Genomic DNA, 21,687 nt, shown 5'->3' on the forward strand with positions numbered 1-21,687 from the left:
TCAGGCGCGAACAATCTGCTCGTCGGGAATGTTCACGTCAATGCGCGCGATTTCGCCTGATCTTTCGAAGACCAGGGAGCTGACCTCCTGGGAAAGTGCGCTGTCGTCAATTGTTTCGCTCTTCTCATCCGCGTAGGTCACTTCTATTGACAACGGACGATCACCCAGACGGTAACGCACGGGCGTTTGGCAAACGGTGAAAGCGAGCGAACCGGCCGGGAGTTCCAGGCTTTGAGTTTGCCCTGAGAGATCGAAGTATTCGAAAGTGGTAGCAGTCTCTAGGAACTCACGTCGACGCAGCAAAATCGGCTGAAAATGCAGGCGGCCGTCGAGCGCTCGAACGCCCAATTCGCCCAGGCGAGTGAGGATTTCTTCTTTGACTTGCCCAGTCATGCCCGGTTGTTGAGCGCCGCTGTGCGATGGGGAATGCGAGTAGGGGTCGGTCGGGAAAGCGCCATACTGGCTGGGCGACTTGTCCGAACTGAGCCCGCCTCGAACGAGGTAGTAGGCATCGACCAGTGCCTGAATTTCTGACTTGGATGCCTGGCGGTCGGCGACGTTAAACACGTTCTCCTGCACTGCCAACAGCAACTTGGAGACCATGTGCCAGTAAATGCTGCCCAAGCCCTCGTAACCATACATCGTACCCGATCGGCCTGTGTAGGACTTGTGAGCGAAGACCATCTCAAAAACATCAAACACACTTTGCCGATCACTCGCAACAAGCTCTGCCCAACGCTCCTCGCCTGATAGCTGGGATAGCCGCTGTTCGAGATCGGCTTGTTGATGGATGGCGGCGTTGAAGTGATAATCTCCTTGAACATCGCGTACCACAACGGAGTCATTTCCCGCCGCGATTAACTCGCGGAGCAATTCGATAGGCTCCAACCAGCCAGCTTCAATCCTGTTGCGATCCAGAAAGCTAGGCAACTGCCGGTTGGGGTAGAGCATGAAGCTATTCTGATCGGCACGGTACAACTGGCTCTCGAACATCGCGTCAATAAGCTCAATCGCTTGCCCAGCGTCGAGCAAACCACTGCTGAGCACGGCAACCTGGCCCTCGAGCATTTCATATAGTGATGAGACACTTGCCGCGCCGTTGGTTAGATCAAGTTCCAGAAGGTTATAAGCATGGTAGAGGCTGTCTTCGCGACGATTTGCTCGAATCGAATGCTCCAGATATTCCATACCTAGGCTGAGGAACTCGACGAGCTCTGCACCGCTGACGGTGTGTTTTCCGGAAAAGCCGTCGTCGTAGACCTTCAAACGATAGTCGGAGAACGCTTGCCCGGTAGCTTCTAGCATGTGGGCGCGAGCCTCGTCGTCGATGGTTGCTGACTGGAGCAAACTACGATTCTCATGCAGGACCTTGCGTATCTTGCGATACCACTGCTCGACTTCCACCGAGATCGCAAATCGATGGTCAGAGAATCCCTTCAATAAGTCGCTTAGAAGTTGGAGGTGCCTGCGCAGTTGACAAACCGAAACCATCGAGAGGCCAGCGCCGACGAGCGCATTGTTGGCATCATTCCACTCGGGTCTCTGGGTATTGAGCCAGATTCCACCATCGACGACTAGGTTTGAGATCTTGGTGAGTACCGGGACGAGTAGCTTTTCCAGCAGATTTGCGTAGTAGGTTTTCCCACGGGAGTCTGTGACCAGTTTGCCATCTGCTCCTAGGGTTTCGACCCGGTTCTCAATTTCTTGGGCGGTAAATTGGTCGAATTCGATCGTGTCGCTGCTGTTGGCGGCGAGTTCCTCGAACGACTTGATGCGATAAGGTACGTTGGCATAGCAAAACACTTGCTCGTCCAGCATACGTTCCAGTTCGCCCGGATAGTAGTTGCGCAGGGCTTCCAGAAGTCTCGTGAGATAAACGATCTGATGATCGCCCCAATAGCCGATATTGCTCCACGGGTCTTCCGGATCGGGCTCCTCCCAATCGATGCCGTCGCGTGTGATGCGGTACGGATTGAAGCCATCGATGGTTGATGCGTTCACAAATTTCGCGACGATACTGGGCAAGAACCCGGGGAAACTTGCAGAGAGGGCCTCCCAGTTTTGGAAGATGTCTCGCCAATTGCCTTGGTAATTGTAGATTTGCGATCCATCGTCATTGTGAACGCGAATTTCAAACGCATTCCACGGACGACTGGGATCTCCGTGTCGCCGGCTGAATGTCAGGGGCAAGTATTCTGTAACCAGTCGTAACAGATCGGTGTCGTTCTGCTCACGTACTCGGGCGACGAGTTGCGAGTAGTCAATCTGCTTCGGCAGAGTGCGCAGAAAAGCCTGCTGGGCCTGATGCACCTTGCTGTTTCTCTCTCGCAAGAATCCGTGCAAGTCTTGTGTATCCACCTGATAATTCGAGGCAAACACACCGCCACGCATGTTATTGTACAAGACGTTAGCGAAGTGGTGCGTCGTGGAAAGCTGGCTCCCGGTGGTCTGTAATCCGTCTGAACTGGCAATATTCTGCAGCAGCCCTTGATGATCTTGCTGGATTGCTTGCTCGAGCGTTGCTTCGAGCGAATCGGGGGAAGCAAGGTGGTTTTGCAGGCGAGCAATCTGTTGATGATCGCGAGCTACGTCCGCGATGAGATGCCAATGGATAGATTTGCCAGGAGACAACTCCAGAGTAGCGAAGGCAAAGTAGTTGCCTCGTTTCCCCGTGCAAAGAGATTCAACCGCGGGTGTTTCTCCCGCCAGAAAAGCATCGATTCCTCCAGTGGAAAGAAACAAAGTGCTCTCCGGGAGGCCGCATTTCCAGACGGTTGTTGCCCGCAAAGCTTCCACGGCTTCTGCGCGATCCGAGATTTGCGAGGTCAGACTGTAGATACCCATTCCCGATTGCGTGTCGCACTCGTTGTGCTTGTAGGCATCGACGAGGCAACTCGCCTGCTGGTAGGTTCCTAGTGGCACTCCGTGAGGGAGAAGGTTTTGCAGACCATCGACGACATCAAATTCGATAGCGTCGGTACCCTCGTTGAGTATTTCAACTGTGCGAATAAAGCCGTACCGTCTTGAAGTGCGCCAGCGATATCGAAAACGCAATCCGGATATCGCATGAGATTCTTCGAAGACGACTTGATCCCCTGCCACATGTTTCAGCAAACGGCGCTGGCCAGCTGGTCCGTGCACGGAATCGACGAAAGGCTGCCAAAAGGAATACCCCCCCGCTTCTTCGCGGAAACGAATCGTCGTGAACGGCCCGGAATAACGATGACAGTCGTGCAGCCTATCGACGGTTTCGTACGGAAATAGACTATTCGCTGCCGAAACTCGCCCGGCGGTGAGTCCACCTCCTGAGGAGAGATACATCCAATGATCACCCGAACTGACAAGGCTCATCAAAAAAGATGGCATTTTATCGTAGTTCTCGATCTCGTAGAAATCGTCGCCCTCAAGATCGACGAAGTTTCCTCGGACTGCAGTGTTCATGTTGCTCGAAGTCGTCATGGTAGCGGATGGACTACTCATAAGTGGTTTTCCTAGTCGGCAGTTAGAATCTACTTCTCATCACTTCTCGGACCCGTCAATTGGAGACGATTCCCGCTATGGATCGTTGTGCAATGAAGCTTGCTTAGGCTTGCGATCAACTCGATAAAGACCCCAGTGCTTTTCTACTTCATTCGGATGGGGGCCACCCTTCCAGGGCTCGTCGAAAGCTTCAAAGTAAAAAGTGCATATCTTGTTATTGCTAGCCCAACTTGTGAACTCCTGGTAATAGGCTAGCTGCTGTTTCTCTCCCGCTTTACCCTTAATCAACTTGGCCTGCTCCCCCTCGTTGTGAACTTGAGTCGCCCAGCCGGCCTCGCCGATGACAACGGTTTTGTCAGGATGATGCTGACAAACCTCCTTATATACCTTTTGGGTCCAAGGCATCGCGTCGTGGAGTAGGTTACCGGCCCAATGAGCATGTAAGTGGGTCACAATAAAATCGATTTCCTCGGCAACGGCTTGGCTCTCAGGCTTGTTCCAGAAGTTAAAATCATCGGCGGTCGTCACCGGGATCTTGGTTGCCGATCGGACTTCTCGCAGGCACCTGATGAGTACTTCGGGCTTGGTTATGTGATCGGACCAGTACACTTGCGACTCGTTGCCGACACTTACCGCGATAACCACGTCAGGGTATTCATTCGCAAGCTGGATCGCCCCGGCAACTTCGTCTTTATTGGCTTTTACTGCCGCTGGAAACTCGCCCATGTCTTGTCCAGGGACATCGTTTTCACGGGTAATCCAGGCACCCAGCATGACCTTCATAGACAACTTTTCCTGGCGAATGATCTCCAAAATGTCCGAAGCGACCCCACGAGAACCGTAGATGCGCAACAGTTGCCAATTCTTGGAGAGCAGGACTAAGTCCTCCCTCATCTGCACCTTGGTAGGCTGCTCTCCGTTGGGGGCCTGCCCCTTGCGATAGGGACCGTAGGAGATGCCCTGGCCGATCCATTTGCCGTCGATCTTCGGCTCGAAGGCTCGCTGTTTGAACTGCTCACTAGGCTCACCGTCGTCGGCCGATGCAGTTCCCGCGACTCCGTAGATTCCCACCGATAGCAGCAGCGCCCATTGCATCGCAACCATTACAAGCTTCAACATGATAGAATGACTCACCGCTAAGCTGATAAAAGATTCAGAATTGCTTGTCGAAACTGCCGCTGTTTCCGACTGCAACTTCAGCTTAGCAAGAACACCCAAGCGCCTGACCGGGCAATCTCACAAGAAAGTGGATGTAAATTTGTTACAAGAAAATCCATGTTTGAAATTGGCCATCGCGCGTGGTTCCCACGAGGCCAAACGTTACTCCCATGATGGCGGACGAACTTGCCGTCAGCGTCAATTTGCGTTTGGTGCACTACAGAAACACCGCTTTGGATTTCGGTCTATAATGAGAATCTGAATGTCAAGTCTCTGACGCCTATCTCCCTGGGCTGTATCCATGAAGAAGTTTTATCTATTGCTAGCGGTGCTGACGATCGGGGCGATAGCGGCCTACAAGCCTCTAGCGAGAGGCTGGGAGGAGCGAAGCAAGCCGGCTTATAAGACCGCCGAGGTCGATCGCAGAACCATCAAGCTCGTGGTCAACTCCACTGGTGAAGTGAAGCCAGTTCTAGAGGTTGCGATCGGATCCTTCGTCTCGGGACCGATCAAAGAACTCTACGTCGACTTCAACGACCGAGTTTCCAAAGGCCAACTTCTGGCTGAAATCGATACTAGAATCTACGACGCTGCCGTTGCCAGGGACCGGGCAACTCTCGTGACTCGCCAGGCGGACGTGAAACGTGTGCAAGCTCAACTCCAACAGGCGACCAACGACGAAGCGCGCTCGGTTGCACTGCGTTCTGAGAGCGTGGACTACATCTCGCAAACAGAAATTGATCAGTTCCACTTTACGCGAATGTCGCTAGCGGCGCAGCTGGAAGTCGCCGAAGCTGCTGTTGAGCAGGCAGTAGCAACCTTGGAAAACTCCGAAGCGAATCTCGGTTACGCGGAAATACGATCTCCAGTCGATGGCATTGTCATCAAGAAGATGATCGACCTTGGGCAAACCCTTGCCGCGCAGTTTCAGACTCCTGAACTCTTTGTGATCGCGCCTGAAATGGACAAGCGCATGCACGTTTTTGCTTCAGTCGATGAAGCGGACATCGGGCTTATCCGCCGGGCACAAGTCGGGGGGTTATCCGTGCAATTCACGGTCGATGCCTATCCGGACGATCTGTTTGAGGGCAAGATCGAGCAGATCCGCTTCAGTCCCACTGAGAATCAGAATGTAGTGACGTACCCAGTCGTCGTGTCGGCAGCTAACCCCGATCTCAAGTTGCTGCCAGGCATGACGGCAAGCCTCTCCTTCACGATTGAGGTGAAGGAGGACGTCTTGTGCGTGCCCAACGCTGCACTGCGATTTTATCCGGAAGAGAAAGAGTTAGTTCGAGAGAAAGATCGCAAACTACTAGAGGCCGGCCAAGAGCAGGATCGAGAGTCGAAAGAAAATGCCTCTGCCGAGCAAAAGGTAGACGATGGCAAGAAACGCGATAAGCGACATGTCTGGGTCGCAAACGATGGTAAGCTTAGGGCGACCGAGATCACGACTGGCATCAGCGACAATCGCTTCACAGAGATTGTGTCAGGCGATTTAGAGAAAGATCAGGAACTTGTCACTGGCAAGAAAACCAACTAATCGTGGTACCTACGCGCCCGCATCGCTCAAACAACGACGCACTCCAAGAGCCTCTGAATGAACTTACTGGCTACCCTGCGCATAGCGATTCGTGCACTTGCGAAGAACAAAATGCGCGCCAGCCTCACGGTGCTTGGCGTTGTGATTGGTATCGCCGCGGTTACGGCAATGGTTTCGATTGGCCAGAGTGCGAGCAGTTTGGTTCAAGGGCAGTTTGATTCACTCGGCACCAACGTCGTGATTGTGAGGCCTGCTAGCCGGCGTCGATTCGGAGTCCGCCAGGGTACGACCGTCACGCTAACGGCGGAGGACTCCGATGCCATCGCCCAGGAGTGCCCTTCGGTAGTGTCGTCGTCTCCGATCGTAGGATTCGCTGCCCAAATGATCTACGGAAACTCTAACTGGAGCCCTCGCGAACTGTACGGCGTCGGTGAGCAATACCTTGCAGTTCGTAATTGGGGTCTGGGAACAGGTGGTTTTTTCACGGAACGCGATATCGATTCTGCCTCGAAAGTATGTGTCATTGGCCACACACTCGTTGCTAAACTCTTCCAAACCACTAATCCCATTGGTGAGAAGATTCGCATCAACAACATTCCTTTCGAAGTGATTGGCGTGTTAGAAGCAAAGGGAGCCAATCTTGTGGGCGAAGATCAGGACGACATTGTTCTCGTCCCTGTATCGACGATGCAGAAACGACTTTATGGCTCTCACTTTCAAAATGTCCACGCCATTATGGCGACTGCAAAATCGAGCGACAGTATGTCCGACGCAGAGTTCGACATTCGACAACTACTCCTAGAGCGTCATCGTATCGGTCCCGATGAAATGGCCGACTTCCAAGTGCAGAACATGACTGAAATCGCAGACATCCTGGGCGTGGTCACGGGCACCATGACACTCATGCTGGCATCAATCGCTGGCATCTCGTTGGTCGTCGGTGGAGTCGGGATTATGAACACGATGTTGGTCTCCGTAACGGAGCGAACTCGCGAGATTGGCATCCGCATGGCCGTGGGTGCGCAATCGAAAGACATTCTACTACAGTTCTTAGTCGAATCTGTCGTGCTTTCCTTCGTTGGTGGAGTCATCGGATTCGCCCTGGGCGTGGGTGGATCGGTAGCACTGACTACGGCCATTAACTCGTTCTCCAGCGGTACCGATTGGCCGGTGGTGATTTCCATTCCAGCGGCAGTCGTGGCGATTGTCTTCGCCGCAGGGGTTGGGATATTCTTTGGCTTCTACCCGGCTTTGAAAGCAAGCCGTCTCGATCCGATCGATGCTTTGAGATACGAATAGCAGAGGAGCATCTATTGACGAGCGACCGATTCGGGAAATGCAAGAACTGCTGTGGCGCTACCGCTTGATTTGGGCAACAACTCAGGTGTCTTCTGAGGTGTTTCTGCTGGCGGTAGGGGCAGCGGAGGTGGTGATCGCTTTGCCGGCTCGTCGGTGGTGGGTGGTAGACGCTTGAGGGAGTAGTCGAGATCGAAGAATTCCTCTGCCGGCTCGTCTCCGATGGGGTACTGGGGTTCATTCTTACTTGGCCGAATGTCACGCGGGTAGAGCTTTCCCTGTCGAGCGGCCCACAATGGGCCGAGCGAACAGTAGCGATCCTCCCAAAAGAACACGCCGTGCGTTTCCAGGATGGTTCCCGACTGGCGTTCGAGATTGGCCAGTTCTGTGTTGTACTGGGCAAGTGCTTGGGCTTCCTGACTCACCGAGTTACCCCAATCGCCCAGGGCCTGCAGCACGTTGAACAGCAAAACAGGTTGTTGCAATTCGCGGGCAGCAAGCTGTCGCTTCAAGAAGATGTAAGCCGCTTCCCGCGCTTCCTGGAATGCCTCGTATTGTTGGTAGAAGGTTTCCAAGTTTCTGAAATTGAGTGCGAGCAAGTGACGTGCGTTGTGGACGCCTTGCTCGAGATTGGCACGGTCTCGCGTGACAATTAGCTGGGCAGATCGCAGTGTGGCCCGTTCTTGACGGAGGAACAAAGGAACAGAAAAGTTCACGCCCAGGGCCCAATCGGTCGCCTCATTGCCGCCGGTACCCAGGCGACCACCGTTTGGCATCTCACCTTCCAGGCCATTCCACCGGTAGAGTGCCACGAGGTCGAGGTTGGGCTGGGTTTGATTCTGCGCAAGTAACAAACGCTGCTGATCGGCTTCGATCACCAGCTTCAGCTCGATGAGGTCGGGGCGTCGCTGCTGGGCGATTTGTGTGATCTCGTTCCAATCGAATTCAATGCGATCATTTGTGGGTGGAGTGCTAGGCACAAATCGATCGACGGCACTGGGCGGAATCCCAAGCATGTTTTGCAGCGCTGCCTCGCGCGTTAATAGGTTTGCACGGGACGAGATCAGACTAGCACGAAACTGTGCAAGCGCGGATTGTGATTGGGCTACTTCCGTCACATTTGCGAACCCAGTCTTCTTGCGTGCCTCAGAATACTTCAGCAGCGCTTCGGCTTGTTCTACTTGAATCGTTCGGGCCCACACATCAGTCCGGGCGAACACGACTGCCCAGTAGGCTTCGATGGTTCCACGTACGAGCTCCTGGACGCTATCCCGAAATTGAAAGAAGGAGCGTTCGGTATCGATCCTCGAGAGCACAATGGGCACACGATTTGCCAGGACGCCACTACCACTCAATAGCGGTTGCGTATAACTCAGCTCCGTGGCGTAACGATTCTGCGGACTTAATGCAAAAATCCCTGGAGAGAACGTTGAGGCATCGTTGCCGAAGCGAACACTGGAGGTGCCGCCCGAAAGATTGCGTTGCGAAAGGTCAATTGCGACGTTGTGGTTCTCCGTCTTTATACCACCGAAGACAGCGCGATTGGGGTCCCCCGGATCAATGATAGCTACGGGCGGTTCGTTCTGAGCCCAGGTGTTTCGCACATCGAGTTGCGGATCGAACGCCGCCCGCTGTTGGTCTACTGAGTTATTCGTAATTGCCGGATCGTAAATCGTACGGCCGCTGGAAACCGCTATCGATCCGGCCAGGGTGCGAACCACTTCCGAATCGGCTAGCGCCAGCCGGATCGCCTCGTCCAAAGAGAGCAGCCGATCGGCATCGGAAGGCAAAGGCGAGCTAACGGTTGGAGGTGGCGGGGTGAGCGGTACGTACACGTCCGGCAAGCAAGCCGGATCGCGATAGCGCACGCGACGCTGCTCCTGCTTGATGAATGGGAGAATCGAATCATCATTCTCCGCTTGGCCAATGGACGAACAGATCAGGCACAGCAGCACGGAAAGAAACAGCCGGGACTTCCTGGTGCGGAACCTACCGGATTGGGCGATGCTGACGACGGACCTTCTCATAATCCTGTCAATTCGTCGCAATATGCCGAAAAGACCAGTTATGCAGCCTAAATCCGTACAATCGTCCTAACCGGACCCACGATATCGCCCAGAATCGTAATCATTCACGCTTAGGCTGTCCTAAGCTGCACATTCGCCAAGTTTTGGGACTTTGGGTCTGAAGTCGATTTAGCAGCACACCAGATGTCTTGAGTCGTTATTTCATACTTTCGTTCGTGCCGTCCCGAGGCGGAATGTTCTGGGACTACTGTTAGACGCATAGAAGTTTCAAGGCGACGCTGCAATCTAGTTGCGAGAAGATAAGTCAGTTGGATTCGCCGACTGCCCGAGAGAATGGTCAGTCTGGCTGAGTCGTCGTATCTAGCTCAGCAGCTTGGCACCAAACAGAATCTGCCTCGGCTTGTCCAACTCCAGCAGATTCACACCGCCCCCTAACTGCAGAGGTGCGAAACCCTTAGCTTCAATCAATCACTCTCAATATTGTGCTGTTTGAGCTTCTTCTTAAGCGTGGTGCGATGCAAGCCGAGGGCACGAGCGGCTGGAGCACATTCATTACCAAAACGTTCCATCGCACGGCTAAGCAGCGGTGCTTCCGCCTCCTTAAGTAACGTTTCGTAGACCATGCCCGATGCGGTTGGATCGTCGAGCAGTTCGTTGGCTCGTTGATTGGAGGCATCTGTTAGGCTTGCGCTTCTTGTTGGCGTTGCTTCTTCAGGATTCCAACTCGCTTGTTCTAGGGGTAAATGTTCGGGCAGGATGATCCCTGTGCGTGCCACAACACTAGCATGCTCTATTGCATTGCGTAGCTCTCGCACGTTGCCATGCCAGGGGCGTTGTTTCAAATCAGCCAGGGTGTCTTCAGCCATCGAGAGGGAACCGCCACCTACCTGTGCAGCAAAATAGGATGCTAACAGAGGAATGTCTTCGACCCGCTGTCGGAGTGCCGGGATTTCTATTTCAAATGCAGAGATTCGATAAAACAGATCGTGTCGGAACGCCCCCGCTTTCACCTGACTGTTCAGATTCTGATGAGTTGCCGAAATCACGCGAAAGGAAGTCTTGACTGGCTCGTCAGCCCCGACTGGCAGGACTTCTTGTTGTTCGATTGCACGCAGGAGTTTCACTTGTAGTTGTATCGGGATGTCAGCTACTTCATCCAAGAAAAGTGTTCCACCATCGGCTTGTTGCAATAGTCCAACTCTTGTGCCTTTAGTTCCCGTAAATGCACCGTCGACATGACCAAACAATTCTGATTCGGCAAGATTGGAATTCAAGGCAGCAACATTGACGGCGACGAATGGAAATTCGGTTCTTGGGCTGTAGCGATGGACGGCAAGAGCGGCTAGTTCTTTGCCGACTCCACTTTCGCCGGTCACCAGAATATTCGCTTCCGATTGAGCAGCCAACGCGATTCGCTTGAATAGCGACTGCATAACCGGGGTTGCTCCGACCATTTCACCATGCAAGGCATTGTCCGAGGCATCATGCGAAGGAGCGACAGCAATGTCATCAACACTGCGTAGTGCTCGCTCAATTGCTGCACGCACATCCGCTAAGTCAAAAGGCTTGATGAGATATTCAAATGCACCTCCGCGAACTGCCTCAACTGCAACATCTAGAGCGCCAAAAGCTGTGATGACAATAACGGGAGCACTGCCGATCAAAGCCCGGAATTTATCCAAGGCTGTTAGTCCGTCCATGCCAGGCAATCGCACATCGAGTATCAAGAGATCAGGAGGCAACTGGGCTGCTAACCGTAGTCCTTCTTCAGCAGAGGCTGCTGTCGTAACTTGGTGCCCCATGTTCTCGCCGAGTTTGACGAAGCCCCAGCAAATTGACTGTTCGTCATCGACGACCAAGATTCTAGACATGGTTTACTCCTGCTGTTGCCAACGGCAATCGCATCCGAAATTTTGTGAGACCAGCGGCACGGGTCCAACCGATTTGACCGCCACAAGATTCGACCACTCGTTTGGCGACCGCCAATCCAATGCCAACGCCCTCTGGTTTACTGGTAACGAAGGGCTCAAAAACATTGTCGGCGGCTTTGCCACTGGGGCCGCTGCCGGTATCAGAGACGATCAATTCCGACTCGTCGGCGAAACGATTGACTTCCACTTGGACCGAGCCCACTTGCTCACCCCTGGCTTGGTTCTTGGCGGCAGCGTCGAGGGCATTGAGCAAAAGATTCATGATTGCTTGACTCAGCTGTTCCGCATCTGCTTGGATGGTTACCTCTTCGTCGGGTGGGTCCCAGCTGAGATGAATTCCAGCATGCCGTGCGGCGGGCTGAATCAGGCTGATGGACTCCGAGACGAGCGCCGAAAGATCCGTGAGCCTGTCAGTCGTATCGACCGACGGACGGCCTATTTGCAACAGTTGCTGCAATTTATTCTCCATCAACACCAGCTGACGCCTAGCAACTTCCAGGCTGTCGTCATTTTGCTTTTCACGACATTCTTCAGCATGCAAATCGAGAGCTAGGCGACACCCTGTTGCTGCGTTCCGCATTTCGTGAGCCAAACCAGCTCCCAACATGGCAACTGTTTGCAATCGCTCTGTCCGTCGCAGCTCGACTTCATATTCTGCCAACTGACCAGCTGCTTGATTGATTGAAGTTGCTAAATCTCTTGTTTCGTCGTTCCAAGCAGGTTGTTCAATATCAGTATAGTCTCCTTGTGACAAACGCCTCACATCGCTGCCTAGTTGTGCCAAGATTTTACTGACCCTGCCTGCTACAAGATGGATGACGATGGCAACAGCAGCCAGAGTTCCTACCCCAACTAGAAACGGTGGGAAGAATGCCGCCCGCCAGGCCGCATCGAACTCTTCCTGAGCGAACAAGATATGCAGCACGTTCGGCTCGGCAAGTCGTGTCCGTCTCTGCACCCAAATCGAAGAGTGCAGGTAGGGTTTGGAGTCGATAAGTAGCGGTGGCCCTAGCGTGACGTCCTCGGCAGTTCTGCTCGTCAATCCATTTGGCTCTTGCGTATTAAAACTTGACAGGCCACTAGCCGCCCGTCTTTTCCCGTTGGAGTCGGTCAGTACGAATTCCGCGTTAGCCAGCCCACCCATCTGCTTCAGGACTGAGTTAGTCAGTGGATAGCTACTGTTGGTAAGAACGGAGACGACTCCACGAAGCTGCTGTTCGATACGATTTCTCGTTTGTTGTGTGGCCCAGCGAGCATTGATAATGCCTATTGCCACCAAGCTTGCGACAGCAACTCCCAGCAGCGGTAGCATGAATTGATAGCGAATCGGAATGCGCATCGCTTCTTATCCCTCTACTGCTTTCTTGGGGAGTGTCGATTAAATCGACACTAAGTGTCGAATCGACTGACGCCACTTGCTGCGGACATCATACTGCGGACATCATATTGATGGAAACATTTCATTGTAGATGCTGCCAACGTAAACGAACAGTATGTGAAATCGTCGTATGGCACGAGGATTGCTGGGCATACAAATCCACTATTGGGAACATGCTATGTTCCAATTCTTGAGAACTGTCAGAGGATCAGATGAAGAACAAGAGCACGAGGCTACATCGTAATGCTTTCACACTTGTCGAACTCTTGGTTGTGATTGCCATTATTGGCGTCCTGGTAGGTTTGCTACTCCCCGCTGTGCAAGCTGCGAGAGAGGCAGCAAGGCGTAATCAATGCAAGAACAACATGCGTCAACTAGGAATTGGAATCCTCAACTACGAAAGCACTAGAGGCTACCTCCCCCCAAGTGCTTTGGTCGACCTGAGTGTTACCAGCACTGGCAATAACGGTTCTTGGGGCGTTCACGGTCGCATCCTCAGTTACCTCGAACAAGACAACTTGAGAGATTTGGTGAACATCGAAGCTGCCTGGGATGATCAACAGGCAATTAGCGATGTTCGAATTGCAGTCTTTCAATGCCCCAGTGACTTCAATAGCAATGAGTCCCGTACCTTTTCGGACAATCGTCCAACACTGTGGCCTACGAACTATGGGTTCAACTTTGGAACCTGGTTTGTCTTTGATCCGACGACTCAAGAGGGGGGCAATGGCATCTTTTATCCGAACAGCAATTTGCCACTCGCTCGCGTCACCGATGGAACGAGCAACACGCTGCTCTGCGCCGAAGTCAAAGCTTGGACGCCTTACACACGCAACGGTGGTCCTGCAACAAATGACATCCCCAACACCATCGCCGAAGCGATTGCTGCCGTTAAATCAGGTGCTGACGAAAAAAACACCGGGCATACCGAATGGCCAGACGGGCGAGTGCACCACACCGGTTTCACGGCAACGATGACACCCAATACGGCTGTACCGTACACGATGGGCGGCGAAGAAGTGGATGCGGATTACAACTCTTGGCAAGAAGGTAAAAACGGCAGTGCTGGCGACCCTACCTACGCGATGATTACCTCACGCAGCTTTCACCCAGGGCAAGTGCAAGTCGCTCTTCTTGATGGTTCGGTACAATCGATCGCTGATGAGATTGCCACTGAAGTCTGGCGTGCCATGGCCACTCGTGATGGTGGTGAAATAGTACCTCCGCTTTAATACAGCTTGGTTGAAGCTGAAGTTCACACACCACAACGGCGTGTATTCCCGACCGTTCAAACCTCAGTTAGCTATTCAGCGTCGGAGTGACTCACCAAGGCGGATGACTGCATCCTGCTGCCTAAGATTCCTAGCGTGAGTTCTTTCCTGAATTCATCGAGAGCCCGCAGGAGGGCTACCGATAGCCTGAATCGCGGGTTCCATCAATAGGGGCACTATGTGGGAGCGAACTCTCCGTCGTGCTCATGCAAAGCGGATAGCGCCTCGGCGAAATCGGCCGTATCGCAAATGATCTCACCATCTCGCAGGACCACGGTCCGTCGGGCATTGCGGGCGACCTCTTGATCGTGAGTGACCAGAATCACTGTCAGGCCGTCCTCCTCATTCAACTTACGAAACAGCCCAATCACCTCGCGACTGGTGGTCGTGTCGAGATTACCTGTAGGCTCGTCGCCCATGAGAATGTCGGGCTCGTTGACCAAGGCGCGTGCGATGGCGACCCGCTGTTGCTGCCCGCCAGAAAGCTGACCGGTGTGATGATCAAGCCGGTCGCCAAGCCCCACCTGCTCGAGTAAAGAAATCGAGCGATCCCGTCGCTGCTTGGGCGAGAGGCCCTTGGTGTACAAGAGCGGCAACTCTACGTTTTCAATAGCAGGAGTGCGGGCCAGCAGATTGAAGTTCTGAAACACAAAGCCCATGCGTTTATTGCGAATTTTCGCTCGCTCGTTGCGCGACATCGTAGCGATTTCTTCGCCCGCCAATCGGTAACTACCCTCGGTGGGCCGATCTAAGCAACCGAGGGTGTTCATGAGGGTTGATTTCCCCGAACCTGAGGGGCCGATTAGGGCAACATACTCGCCTTGCTCAATGTTTAAGGTTGTCCCCTTAAGCGCATGAACCTTGACCTCGCCAAGGTCGTAAGTTTTCGATACGTTATTGAGCTCAATGAGTGGCATCATTCCATTCTACTCGCCACACTGATCAGAAGTGTGAGTTCCTGCGTGGCTCAAAAGGCGAGTTGGTGCCTTCCGCCTTGGAAAGTAAGTTCGACTGGCTCAGAATCGATTTCGCAAAGCGGGTGGGCTGCGACTTCCTCACGTAAGTCTTCGCTCACGTAAAGGTGGTCGAGATGCAAGGTATTGGGCACCAGCATGAATCGTTCTGCGCCATAGCGCTCAAATATCTTCTCGAACACAGTCTCGTCGTCGGCAAGGGTGGCGGGGATTTTGGCACGTTCCATGTCGCCTGTGGTATACACGTTCAAGAACGTTTTGGATTCGTCAATTTCGTCACGTAGACGTTGTGTAATGAAATCGGCCAGGCCGACACCGATCGCGTTTCCCTTGGACGCTTCAACGAGCGAGAGAGCCGCGATCACGCTGATGTTTGGTCGGTCGAGATCCTCGTAGCCCTTAACACCGCGATAACCGATCACATTGGTGTCCATGCCGGTTCCGCTGAAAGTCTTGCCGATCGAATCAACGACCAACGTGTTGAGCTCATCAATGGGAATGCCTGGAAAGTACTCGCGGTGCTTTTCCAGCAGTTTGGGTTCGCGATCGAGAATCTCGCCCGGTCGCAATGCGTGTAGTTCGGCAGTCTCATCGAAACCATCTTCAAGGATCGCAAGCCCGGCGAAGATTTTCCCTGAATCGATAAGCACCTGTCCCATCTCTAATAGCATGTGCTTCATCTGTGGCGTCGGGCTGGAATGAAAGGTCTGGGCGGAGGGGGTCTTGCCCATACCGACGACCATCATTTTTGTGATGCCGCTTTGCACGGGACCTGAAAAGCAGGTGTGCAGCTTCACACGATTCAAGACCAGCACGCCAGCCGACTCGTAACAATGGCGATCCATCCACACGTCGCCCGTCTTGACCGACGCGAGCTTCACGCACTCCATGCTACTGCGAATAGGCATGCCCATGGCTGCTTCGCTCATGCCGAGCGACTCGACCATCTGCTGCTGTCCCTCGGCAGTCCCGCCGTTGTGCGAACCCATCGCGGGCACGATGAACGGCTTTGCGCCGTGATCGGCGAGCCACTCGCCCGTGGTTTTGACAATTCTCGGAATGTTAGAAATCCCTCGACTGCCTACAGTAATTGCCACATCGCCTTGGGGGACATCCAGATTGAGCGAATCTAGCTGCTTGCGCACTTCACCGGCCACGTCGGCCAGTGGATTCGCAGCGAGCTTCTGACGTACAGAGAGCAACTTCATAATTTCTCCAACACCGGGTCCTGCGAGTGATCTTTCGTAGCTTGAGTCTCGGGCTGAACGACTTCTACCCAATGCTTCGCTTCGACTCCGAGAAAATCGCTCAGCTGTTGCCGGCACGAGGTTCCACTAGCCAGGATCTGCTTGCCAGCGGCTTTCGCTTCGCGAACGGCAGGGAAGAGCCGATCCTCGCCGATTTGCTCGGATAATTCGTAGTGCGTGTAGCCAAACGAACCCGCCATACCACAGCAACCTGAGTCTACTTCTTCCAGATTAGTTCCATCGACACGGGCAAACAATGAATGAATCGCCTGTGTGCCGAAAATAGCCTTTTGATGGCAGTGCCCGTGCAACAATATTTCATCTGCATCACAGGAAAGGTCAATACCTTCATCCAGCAGGAACGTCTCCAGGAGTTGAATCTGTCCAGCGACGCGTTTGCCCAGCTCTGCATCGTCAATCAAATCAGGCAAGTCCCCTGCCAGGGAGCTAGCGCAGGACGGTTCTAAGCAGAGGATCGGTAAACCTTCGCGGGCGAACTTGTCGAGATTGGTGAGTGTTTTCGTGCCGTGTTCTTTCGCTTCCCGCACGAGCCCCACCGAGATGCGTGGGCGTTGGCAGCAGCCCGCTTGGGCGAGTATCACCTCGTAGCCGAGGCCCTCTAGCAGGTTCACTGCCGCCAAGCCAATGCTTGGCTCCAGGTAATTGGCAAAGGTGTCGTCGAACAGCACGACGCGGCCCCGGGTTGGCTTGGCCGCGGACGTAGAGAGCGAACGCTTTTTGAGCAGCGACTGAAGATTCTCTGCTGCCGGAGCAGGCAGTGGGCGGCGCGGATCGACTCCTACCAATTTATTGATCAACCAGCGAGCCCCTGGCAGCTTGGTGAATAGTGCTGCGACCCTGCCCAAACGCCCAGCAAGTCGGACTTGATCTGGAAAGCCACCAAATAGCCGTGCCGCGCGAGGTACGCCTCGTTGGTCGTAGCGCATCTGCAGGGCATCGGCCTTCATCCGCGACATATCAACCGCATTAGGACATTCGGATTTGCATGCTTTGCAGGACAAACACAGCGAGAGCACATCATGAACTCCGTCGGAGGCGAGCGCAGAGGTTGCGTCCGCCCCCAGCTGACCCGACATCGCCAATCGCAGAGCATTGGCGCGGCCCCGCGTACTGTCCTTTTCGTCGCGAGTCGCCATGTACGAGGGGCACATCGTGCCGGCGTCGATCTTGCGGCACGCGCCGACACCATTACATTGCTCAACCGCCAAGCGAAAGCCGCCCTGGTCGGCGTAGCGAAACGAGGCTGGAATTTCTGCTTCTTGGTAGTTCGTGCCGTAGCGTAGTGTCTCTGGATCGATCATCGAGGGGGCATCGATCACCTTGCCAGGGTTCATCAGGTTGTCGGGATCAAACAATCCTTTGACTTGACGAAACGCTTCGTAAATTTTCTCGCCATAGAATTTCGGAACGAATTCGCCGCGAACTTGTCCGTCGCCATGTTCCCCGGCAAAGGCACCGCCGTATCCGACGACCAAATTGAAAGACTCTTCGGCAATTTCATGCATGTAACGCCGGTGTTCTTCGCGGTGGAGATCAAGCACCGGGCGGAAGTGAATCACACCGACCGACGCATGGGCGTACATCGAGCTGTCTACACCGCGGTCTTTGCAAACCTGCTGCATCTTCGCGATGTACTCCGCGAGGACTTCAACTGGCAGGCAGGCGTCTTCCACGAAGGCTTGGCCTTTGACAGGCCCCTTTACGTTGGAGATCAGTCCCAGACCTAATCGACGTGTATCCCAGACCGCCGTCTGTGCTAGAGGTTCGATCACTACGGGGCAAGAATACCCGTAGTTATTCTCGATGGCCCACTTGGCGAACGTGAGAGCCCTAGGCCCTGCAGCTTGTGGCTGATCGGAAAATTCCACGATCAGAACTGCATTAGGTGCTCCCTCAATCCAGCCAGCAATGTGCTTTGTGGACGCATTAATTTTGGCTTCAATGAGCATCTTGCCGTCGAGCAGTTCCACCGTGGACGGCTTGTGCTCAAGAATTCCTGGCACAGCTTCCAGCGCCGCAATTTCGTCCTCAAAATGCATGAGGCACATAGCAGTGGCGGCAGGCAGGGGAACGATCCGCACCTTCGCTTCCAAAATAGTAGCCAGCGTGCCCTCAGAACCGACCACGAGGTTGGAAAGATTCCAGGGCCGCGTTCCAGCGTTGTCGCGGGGGCCAATCGGGCCCGTGTATCCAGCGTCATCGACGAATTCATCGAGGTTGTAGCCGGCAACTCGCCGCATCACATTAGGATAGCGCTCTAGAATCTCGTCGCAATTCTCAGCAACAATCGTCGACACGCCGCGCTGCAATTCTGCCAATCGCCCCTCGGCAGTATGTTGCCACGATTCGGGAGAGCCTGCAGTGAAATCTAGAATTTCGCCGCTGGCGAGAGCGACTCTCGTTTCAAGCGTGTGGTCGATCGTCTTACCATGAACGATTGATCGCGTACCGGCTGAGTTGTTGCCGATCATGCCGCCAACTGTTGCCCTCGAAGAGGTTGCCGGGTCAGGCGCGAATTGCATGCTGTGTTTGGCCAGCTCGCGATTCAGTTGATCTCGCACCACGCCCGCCTGAACACGCGCCCAGCCCTCTTCGGGATTGATCTCCAATATCTTTGTAAAGTGCCGCGACAAGTCGAGCACCATCCCCGGGCCGAACGTCTGCCCCGAAAGTGCCGTTGCGCCGCCACGGGGAGTAATCGGCATGCGGAAGCGGGTAGCCAGCTCCAGGGCCGCGGACACGTCCGCTTCGTCTAGCGGCGTGACGACGCAAGCCGGATTGATTTGGTAGTGGCTGGCATCGGTAGCGTGAATGCCGCGGATGACTGGATCGAATGAAACGCCTCCGCGAATGCCGCCTATTAGGGCTTCCTTGATTTCCTCAGTGAGGGTCGTGGTCTGCATAGTACGTCAATGGCCCTTGGCTTTACCAACTTAGCTAACAGGCAGAATGATTCGGCTGCCTACGACAGTATCGAACGGGGTGGAATGGATTCATCGATTGGAAGAGCTATCATATCGGATGTGCCCTTGATATTCTACTAATGCTGTGCGTCATCAGAGCCCTCGATTTGCGTACATTGAGTTGAGTAGGCGACTCTACCGAAGCGAGAGAGATCGGCGAGACTAGATCCGTCTGCTATTTAGAACATAGGAGCGACAGCTTGAGCGAACCACGCCCGTACTTGCTGATGGAAGCCAATCACAGGCAACTGTCCGCCGAACCTCCCACCGTCGCCATTCTTCCTTGGGGCGCTACCGAAGCCCACAATTGGCATCTGCCCTACGGCACCGATGTAATCGAAGCAAGCGCTATTGCGGAGCAAGCGGCTGAGCAAGCTCATCAGTCGGGTGCGAGGGTTGTTGTGTTGCCAACGATCCCGTTTGGCAACGACGAACAGCAGTTAGACCAAGTGTGTGCTGTGAGCATTCGTACGACCACAGCACTGGCGATCCTTGGCGATGTGGTACGCTCGCTCAAGAGCCAGGGCATTGACCGGCTAGTAATACTCAACGCCCACGGCGGCAATCAATTTCAGCCCTTGGTGCGCGACTTGCAAAGCGAGCACGGCTCGCTCATTGTGGTTACCAACTTCTTTCAACTGATTCCCGAAGTTAAGGCCAAACTCTTCGAACTGCCCGGCGATCACGCGGACGAAATGGAAACGAGCCTGCTGCTTCACCTGTGCCCAGAACTTGTTGAACTCGATCATGCAGGCGAAGGGCCACGCACGCCATTTGCAATCGATGGCCTCGCACAACCGGGTGTGTGGACGCCGCGACCGTGGTCGCGTGTACACTCTGATACTGGCAGCGGAGATCCCCGCCAAGCAACAGCTGCGAAGGGCGAAAAGTATTTGCAAGCAGTCGTTACCTGCATTGCAAAATTGCTCGTGGAACTGGCAAAGGCGAAAAAAGGAGATTTGCCTTATGTCGATTGAGCTACAGGGGTACGTTTTCTAAGCGATAACTTCTTCGATCACATCGCCATGCACATCGGTCAGGCGCATGTCACGTCCACTAAAGCGGTAGGTCTGTCGTGTGTGATCAACGCCCAACAAGTGCAACATCGTGGCGTGAAGATCGTGCATTCTTCGCTTATTCTCGACTGCCTTGTACCCATACTCGTCGGTAGCACCGGTAATGACACCACCCCGCACGCCGCCACCGGCCATCCACAGGCTAAATCCGAATGGATTGTGATCGCGTCCGTTGGTTCCTTGCGCGAACGGGGTACGCCCGAACTCTCCTGTCCAAACGACCAATGTCTCGTCGAGCATCCCGCGCCCCTTGAGATCGCTTAGCAAAGCTCCGATGGGCTGATCGACAGCTAGCGCATTTTCCGTATGTCCTTTGAAGAGATCGCCGTGCTGGTCCCAACGGTCGTTGCCCTTTGTCTGCGGGCAGGTCAACTCAATAAAGCGAACGCCTTGTTCAACAAGTCGTCGTGCGAGAAGGCACTGGCGACCAAATATTGCAGTGTGCTCATTCTTGCTATCCAAGCCGTACATACTCTGCGTGCGCTGCGTCTCGTCGGAAGTATCGGCCAGCATCGGCACAGAAGCCTGCATGCGAAAGGCGAGTTCATAGTTCGCGATAGCCGACTCGATCGCATCGTTGGCTCCCAATCGAGCTAGGCGATGCTGATCGAGCTGACTGAGCAACGCAAGCTTACTGCGTTGCAAGCTAGGTCGCTTCTCCAACGGCACGACATTCGCCAGGGGAGTAGCGCCCGCCTGGAAAATACTCGCCTGATGGCTGGCTGGCAAAAAGCCACTGTTGAAGCAATCGAGCCCACCGGGCGGAATCAGTCCACCGTTCAACACGACAAACGAAGGTAAATCTTTGCACTCACTGCCCAGCCCATAGCTCAGCCAAGCCCCCATGCTGGGACGGCCTTGCAGGCCGCTACCCGTGTGCAGAAAGTAATTGGCGTTGGTATGCTCAGAGAAATCCGAGGTCATCGAACGAATGACGGCCATGTCGTCGACATGTTGGGCAATGTGTGGAAACAACTCGCTGACCGGGGTGCCGCACTGGCCGTACTGCTTGAACTTCCAAGGACTGCCGAGCGTGAATCCATTGTTGTCGAACTGAGTCGGTTCCATCTTCATCTTAAAGGGCAAGCCGTTGTCTCGCGAAAGCAGGGGCTTCGGATCGAAGGTATCGACTTGCGAGGGGCCGCCATCCATGTAGAGGAAAATTACATTACGAGCGGTCGGCTTGAAGTGTGTACCGTAGGTATCGGTTGGCTCAGCAAGGTTGGCGGCCTGGACTTGTTCCGCCAGTATCGCGGAGAGCGCAACGCCACCAATGCCGCATGCCGCTTGGTGTAGCATGGCACGACGCGTAAGCGGAGGACTCA

Annotated in this window: 13 protein-coding genes; 4 read left to right on the forward strand and 9 right to left on the reverse strand. The window is 54.2% G+C overall.

Translation table 11 applies throughout. From position 1 onward, the window contains the following. Positions 1-3,480, reverse strand: coding sequence for a hypothetical protein (locus HG15A2_RS15315; protein WP_145061058.1), 3,480 nt, complete (start codon positions 3,478-3,480; stop codon positions 1-3). A 75-nt stretch (positions 3,481-3,555) separates the two neighbouring features. After that, on the reverse strand, positions 3,556-4,599 hold the full coding sequence (locus HG15A2_RS15320) for a glycosyl hydrolase family 17 protein (protein WP_145061059.1): 1,044 nt from the start codon (positions 4,597-4,599) through the stop codon (positions 3,556-3,558). Between the two features lie 340 nt (positions 4,600-4,939). On the opposite strand from HG15A2_RS15320, the gene HG15A2_RS15325 reads away from it, so the two are divergent. Together HG15A2_RS15325 and HG15A2_RS15330 are read left to right on the forward strand one after the other, a co-directional pair. Further along, the gene (locus HG15A2_RS15325) at positions 4,940-6,178 is read left to right on the forward strand and encodes an efflux RND transporter periplasmic adaptor subunit (protein WP_145061060.1); all 1,239 of its coding nucleotides are present in this window, start codon (positions 4,940-4,942) and stop codon (positions 6,176-6,178) included. A gap of 57 nt (positions 6,179-6,235) precedes the next feature. Further along, entirely contained in the window at positions 6,236-7,477 is a 1,242-nt protein-coding gene (locus HG15A2_RS15330) for an ABC transporter permease (protein ID WP_145061061.1), read from the forward strand. 11 nt (positions 7,478-7,488) lie between these two features. Here HG15A2_RS15330 and HG15A2_RS15335 read toward each other — a convergent pair whose 3' ends face one another. The 3 genes from HG15A2_RS15335 to HG15A2_RS15345 all read right to left on the reverse strand — a co-directional run bounded on the left by HG15A2_RS15335 (position 7,489) and on the right by HG15A2_RS15345 (position 12,771). Continuing rightward, positions 7,489-9,501 (reverse strand): TolC family protein, encoded by a 2,013-nt coding sequence (locus tag HG15A2_RS15335; RefSeq protein WP_145061062.1) that lies wholly within the window; start codon positions 9,499-9,501, stop codon positions 7,489-7,491. A 464-nt stretch (positions 9,502-9,965) separates the two neighbouring features. Next, positions 9,966-11,372, reverse strand: coding sequence for a sigma-54-dependent transcriptional regulator (locus HG15A2_RS15340; protein WP_145061063.1), 1,407 nt, complete (start codon positions 11,370-11,372; stop codon positions 9,966-9,968). Further along, positions 11,365-12,771: a sensor histidine kinase gene (locus HG15A2_RS15345; protein ID WP_145061064.1), complete on the reverse strand. Its 1,407-nt coding sequence runs from the start codon at positions 12,769-12,771 to the stop codon at positions 11,365-11,367. The genes HG15A2_RS15340 and HG15A2_RS15345 overlap by 8 nt, the downstream gene beginning before the upstream one ends. 251 nt (positions 12,772-13,022) lie before the next feature. Between HG15A2_RS15345 and HG15A2_RS15350 the strand changes: the two genes are divergently transcribed. Next, positions 13,023-14,042 (forward strand): DUF1559 domain-containing protein, encoded by a 1,020-nt coding sequence (locus HG15A2_RS15350; protein WP_145061065.1) that lies wholly within the window; start codon positions 13,023-13,025, stop codon positions 14,040-14,042. A 215-nt stretch (positions 14,043-14,257) separates the two neighbouring features. On the opposite strand, the gene HG15A2_RS15355 is transcribed toward HG15A2_RS15350, so the two are convergent. The 3 genes from HG15A2_RS15355 to HG15A2_RS15365 are packed head-to-tail and all read right to left on the reverse strand — an operon-like array spanning position 14,258 to position 19,226. Beyond that, positions 14,258-15,001, reverse strand: a complete 744-nt coding sequence (locus tag HG15A2_RS15355; RefSeq protein ID WP_246117752.1) for an ABC transporter ATP-binding protein — start codon at positions 14,999-15,001, stop codon at positions 14,258-14,260. Between the two features lie 47 nt (positions 15,002-15,048). After that, on the reverse strand, positions 15,049-16,263 hold the full coding sequence (locus HG15A2_RS15360; RefSeq protein WP_145061066.1) for a DUF2088 domain-containing protein: 1,215 nt from the start codon (positions 16,261-16,263) through the stop codon (positions 15,049-15,051). Beyond that, entirely contained in the window at positions 16,260-19,226 is a 2,967-nt protein-coding gene (locus tag HG15A2_RS15365; protein WP_145061067.1) for an FAD-binding and (Fe-S)-binding domain-containing protein, read from the reverse strand. The genes HG15A2_RS15360 and HG15A2_RS15365 overlap by 4 nt, the downstream gene beginning before the upstream one ends. Before the next feature lie 260 nt (positions 19,227-19,486). Here HG15A2_RS15365 and HG15A2_RS15370 point away from each other — a divergent pair, with 260 nt between their 5' ends. Beyond that, positions 19,487-20,263, forward strand: coding sequence for a creatininase family protein (locus HG15A2_RS15370; RefSeq protein ID WP_145061068.1), 777 nt, complete (start codon positions 19,487-19,489; stop codon positions 20,261-20,263). A gap of 18 nt (positions 20,264-20,281) precedes the next feature. On the opposite strand, the gene HG15A2_RS15375 is transcribed toward HG15A2_RS15370, so the two are convergent. Further along, the gene (locus HG15A2_RS15375) at positions 20,282-21,661 is read right to left on the reverse strand and encodes a DUF1501 domain-containing protein (RefSeq protein ID WP_145064093.1); all 1,380 of its coding nucleotides are present in this window, start codon (positions 21,659-21,661) and stop codon (positions 20,282-20,284) included. Positions 21,662-21,687: the final 26 nt, after the last annotated feature.

This window comes from Adhaeretor mobilis (assembly GCF_007741515.1).
Lineage (GTDB): Bacteria > Planctomycetota > Planctomycetia > Pirellulales > Lacipirellulaceae > Adhaeretor > Adhaeretor mobilis.

Coding starts and splice junctions, on each gene's coding strand:
- HG15A2_RS15315 (WP_145061058.1), bottom strand. CDS start 3,480: ATGAGTAGTCCATCCGCTACCATGACGACTTCGAGCAACATGAACACT.
- HG15A2_RS15320 (WP_145061059.1), bottom strand. CDS start 4,599: ATGTTGAAGCTTGTAATGGTTGCGATGCAATGGGCGCTGCTGCTATCG.
- HG15A2_RS15325 (WP_145061060.1), top strand. CDS start 4,940: ATGAAGAAGTTTTATCTATTGCTAGCGGTGCTGACGATCGGGGCGATA.
- HG15A2_RS15330 (WP_145061061.1), top strand. CDS start 6,236: ATGAACTTACTGGCTACCCTGCGCATAGCGATTCGTGCACTTGCGAAG.
- HG15A2_RS15335 (WP_145061062.1), bottom strand. CDS start 9,501: ATGAGAAGGTCCGTCGTCAGCATCGCCCAATCCGGTAGGTTCCGCACC.
- HG15A2_RS15340 (WP_145061063.1), bottom strand. CDS start 11,372: ATGTCTAGAATCTTGGTCGTCGATGACGAACAGTCAATTTGCTGGGGC.
- HG15A2_RS15345 (WP_145061064.1), bottom strand. CDS start 12,771: ATGCGCATTCCGATTCGCTATCAATTCATGCTACCGCTGCTGGGAGTT.
- HG15A2_RS15350 (WP_145061065.1), top strand. CDS start 13,023: ATGAAGAACAAGAGCACGAGGCTACATCGTAATGCTTTCACACTTGTC.
- HG15A2_RS15355 (WP_246117752.1), bottom strand. CDS start 15,001: ATGATGCCACTCATTGAGCTCAATAACGTATCGAAAACTTACGACCTT.
- HG15A2_RS15360 (WP_145061066.1), bottom strand. CDS start 16,263: ATGAAGTTGCTCTCTGTACGTCAGAAGCTCGCTGCGAATCCACTGGCC.
- HG15A2_RS15365 (WP_145061067.1), bottom strand. CDS start 19,226: ATGCAGACCACGACCCTCACTGAGGAAATCAAGGAAGCCCTAATAGGC.
- HG15A2_RS15375 (WP_145064093.1), bottom strand. CDS start 21,661: ATGCTACACCAAGCGGCATGCGGCATTGGTGGCGTTGCGCTCTCCGCG.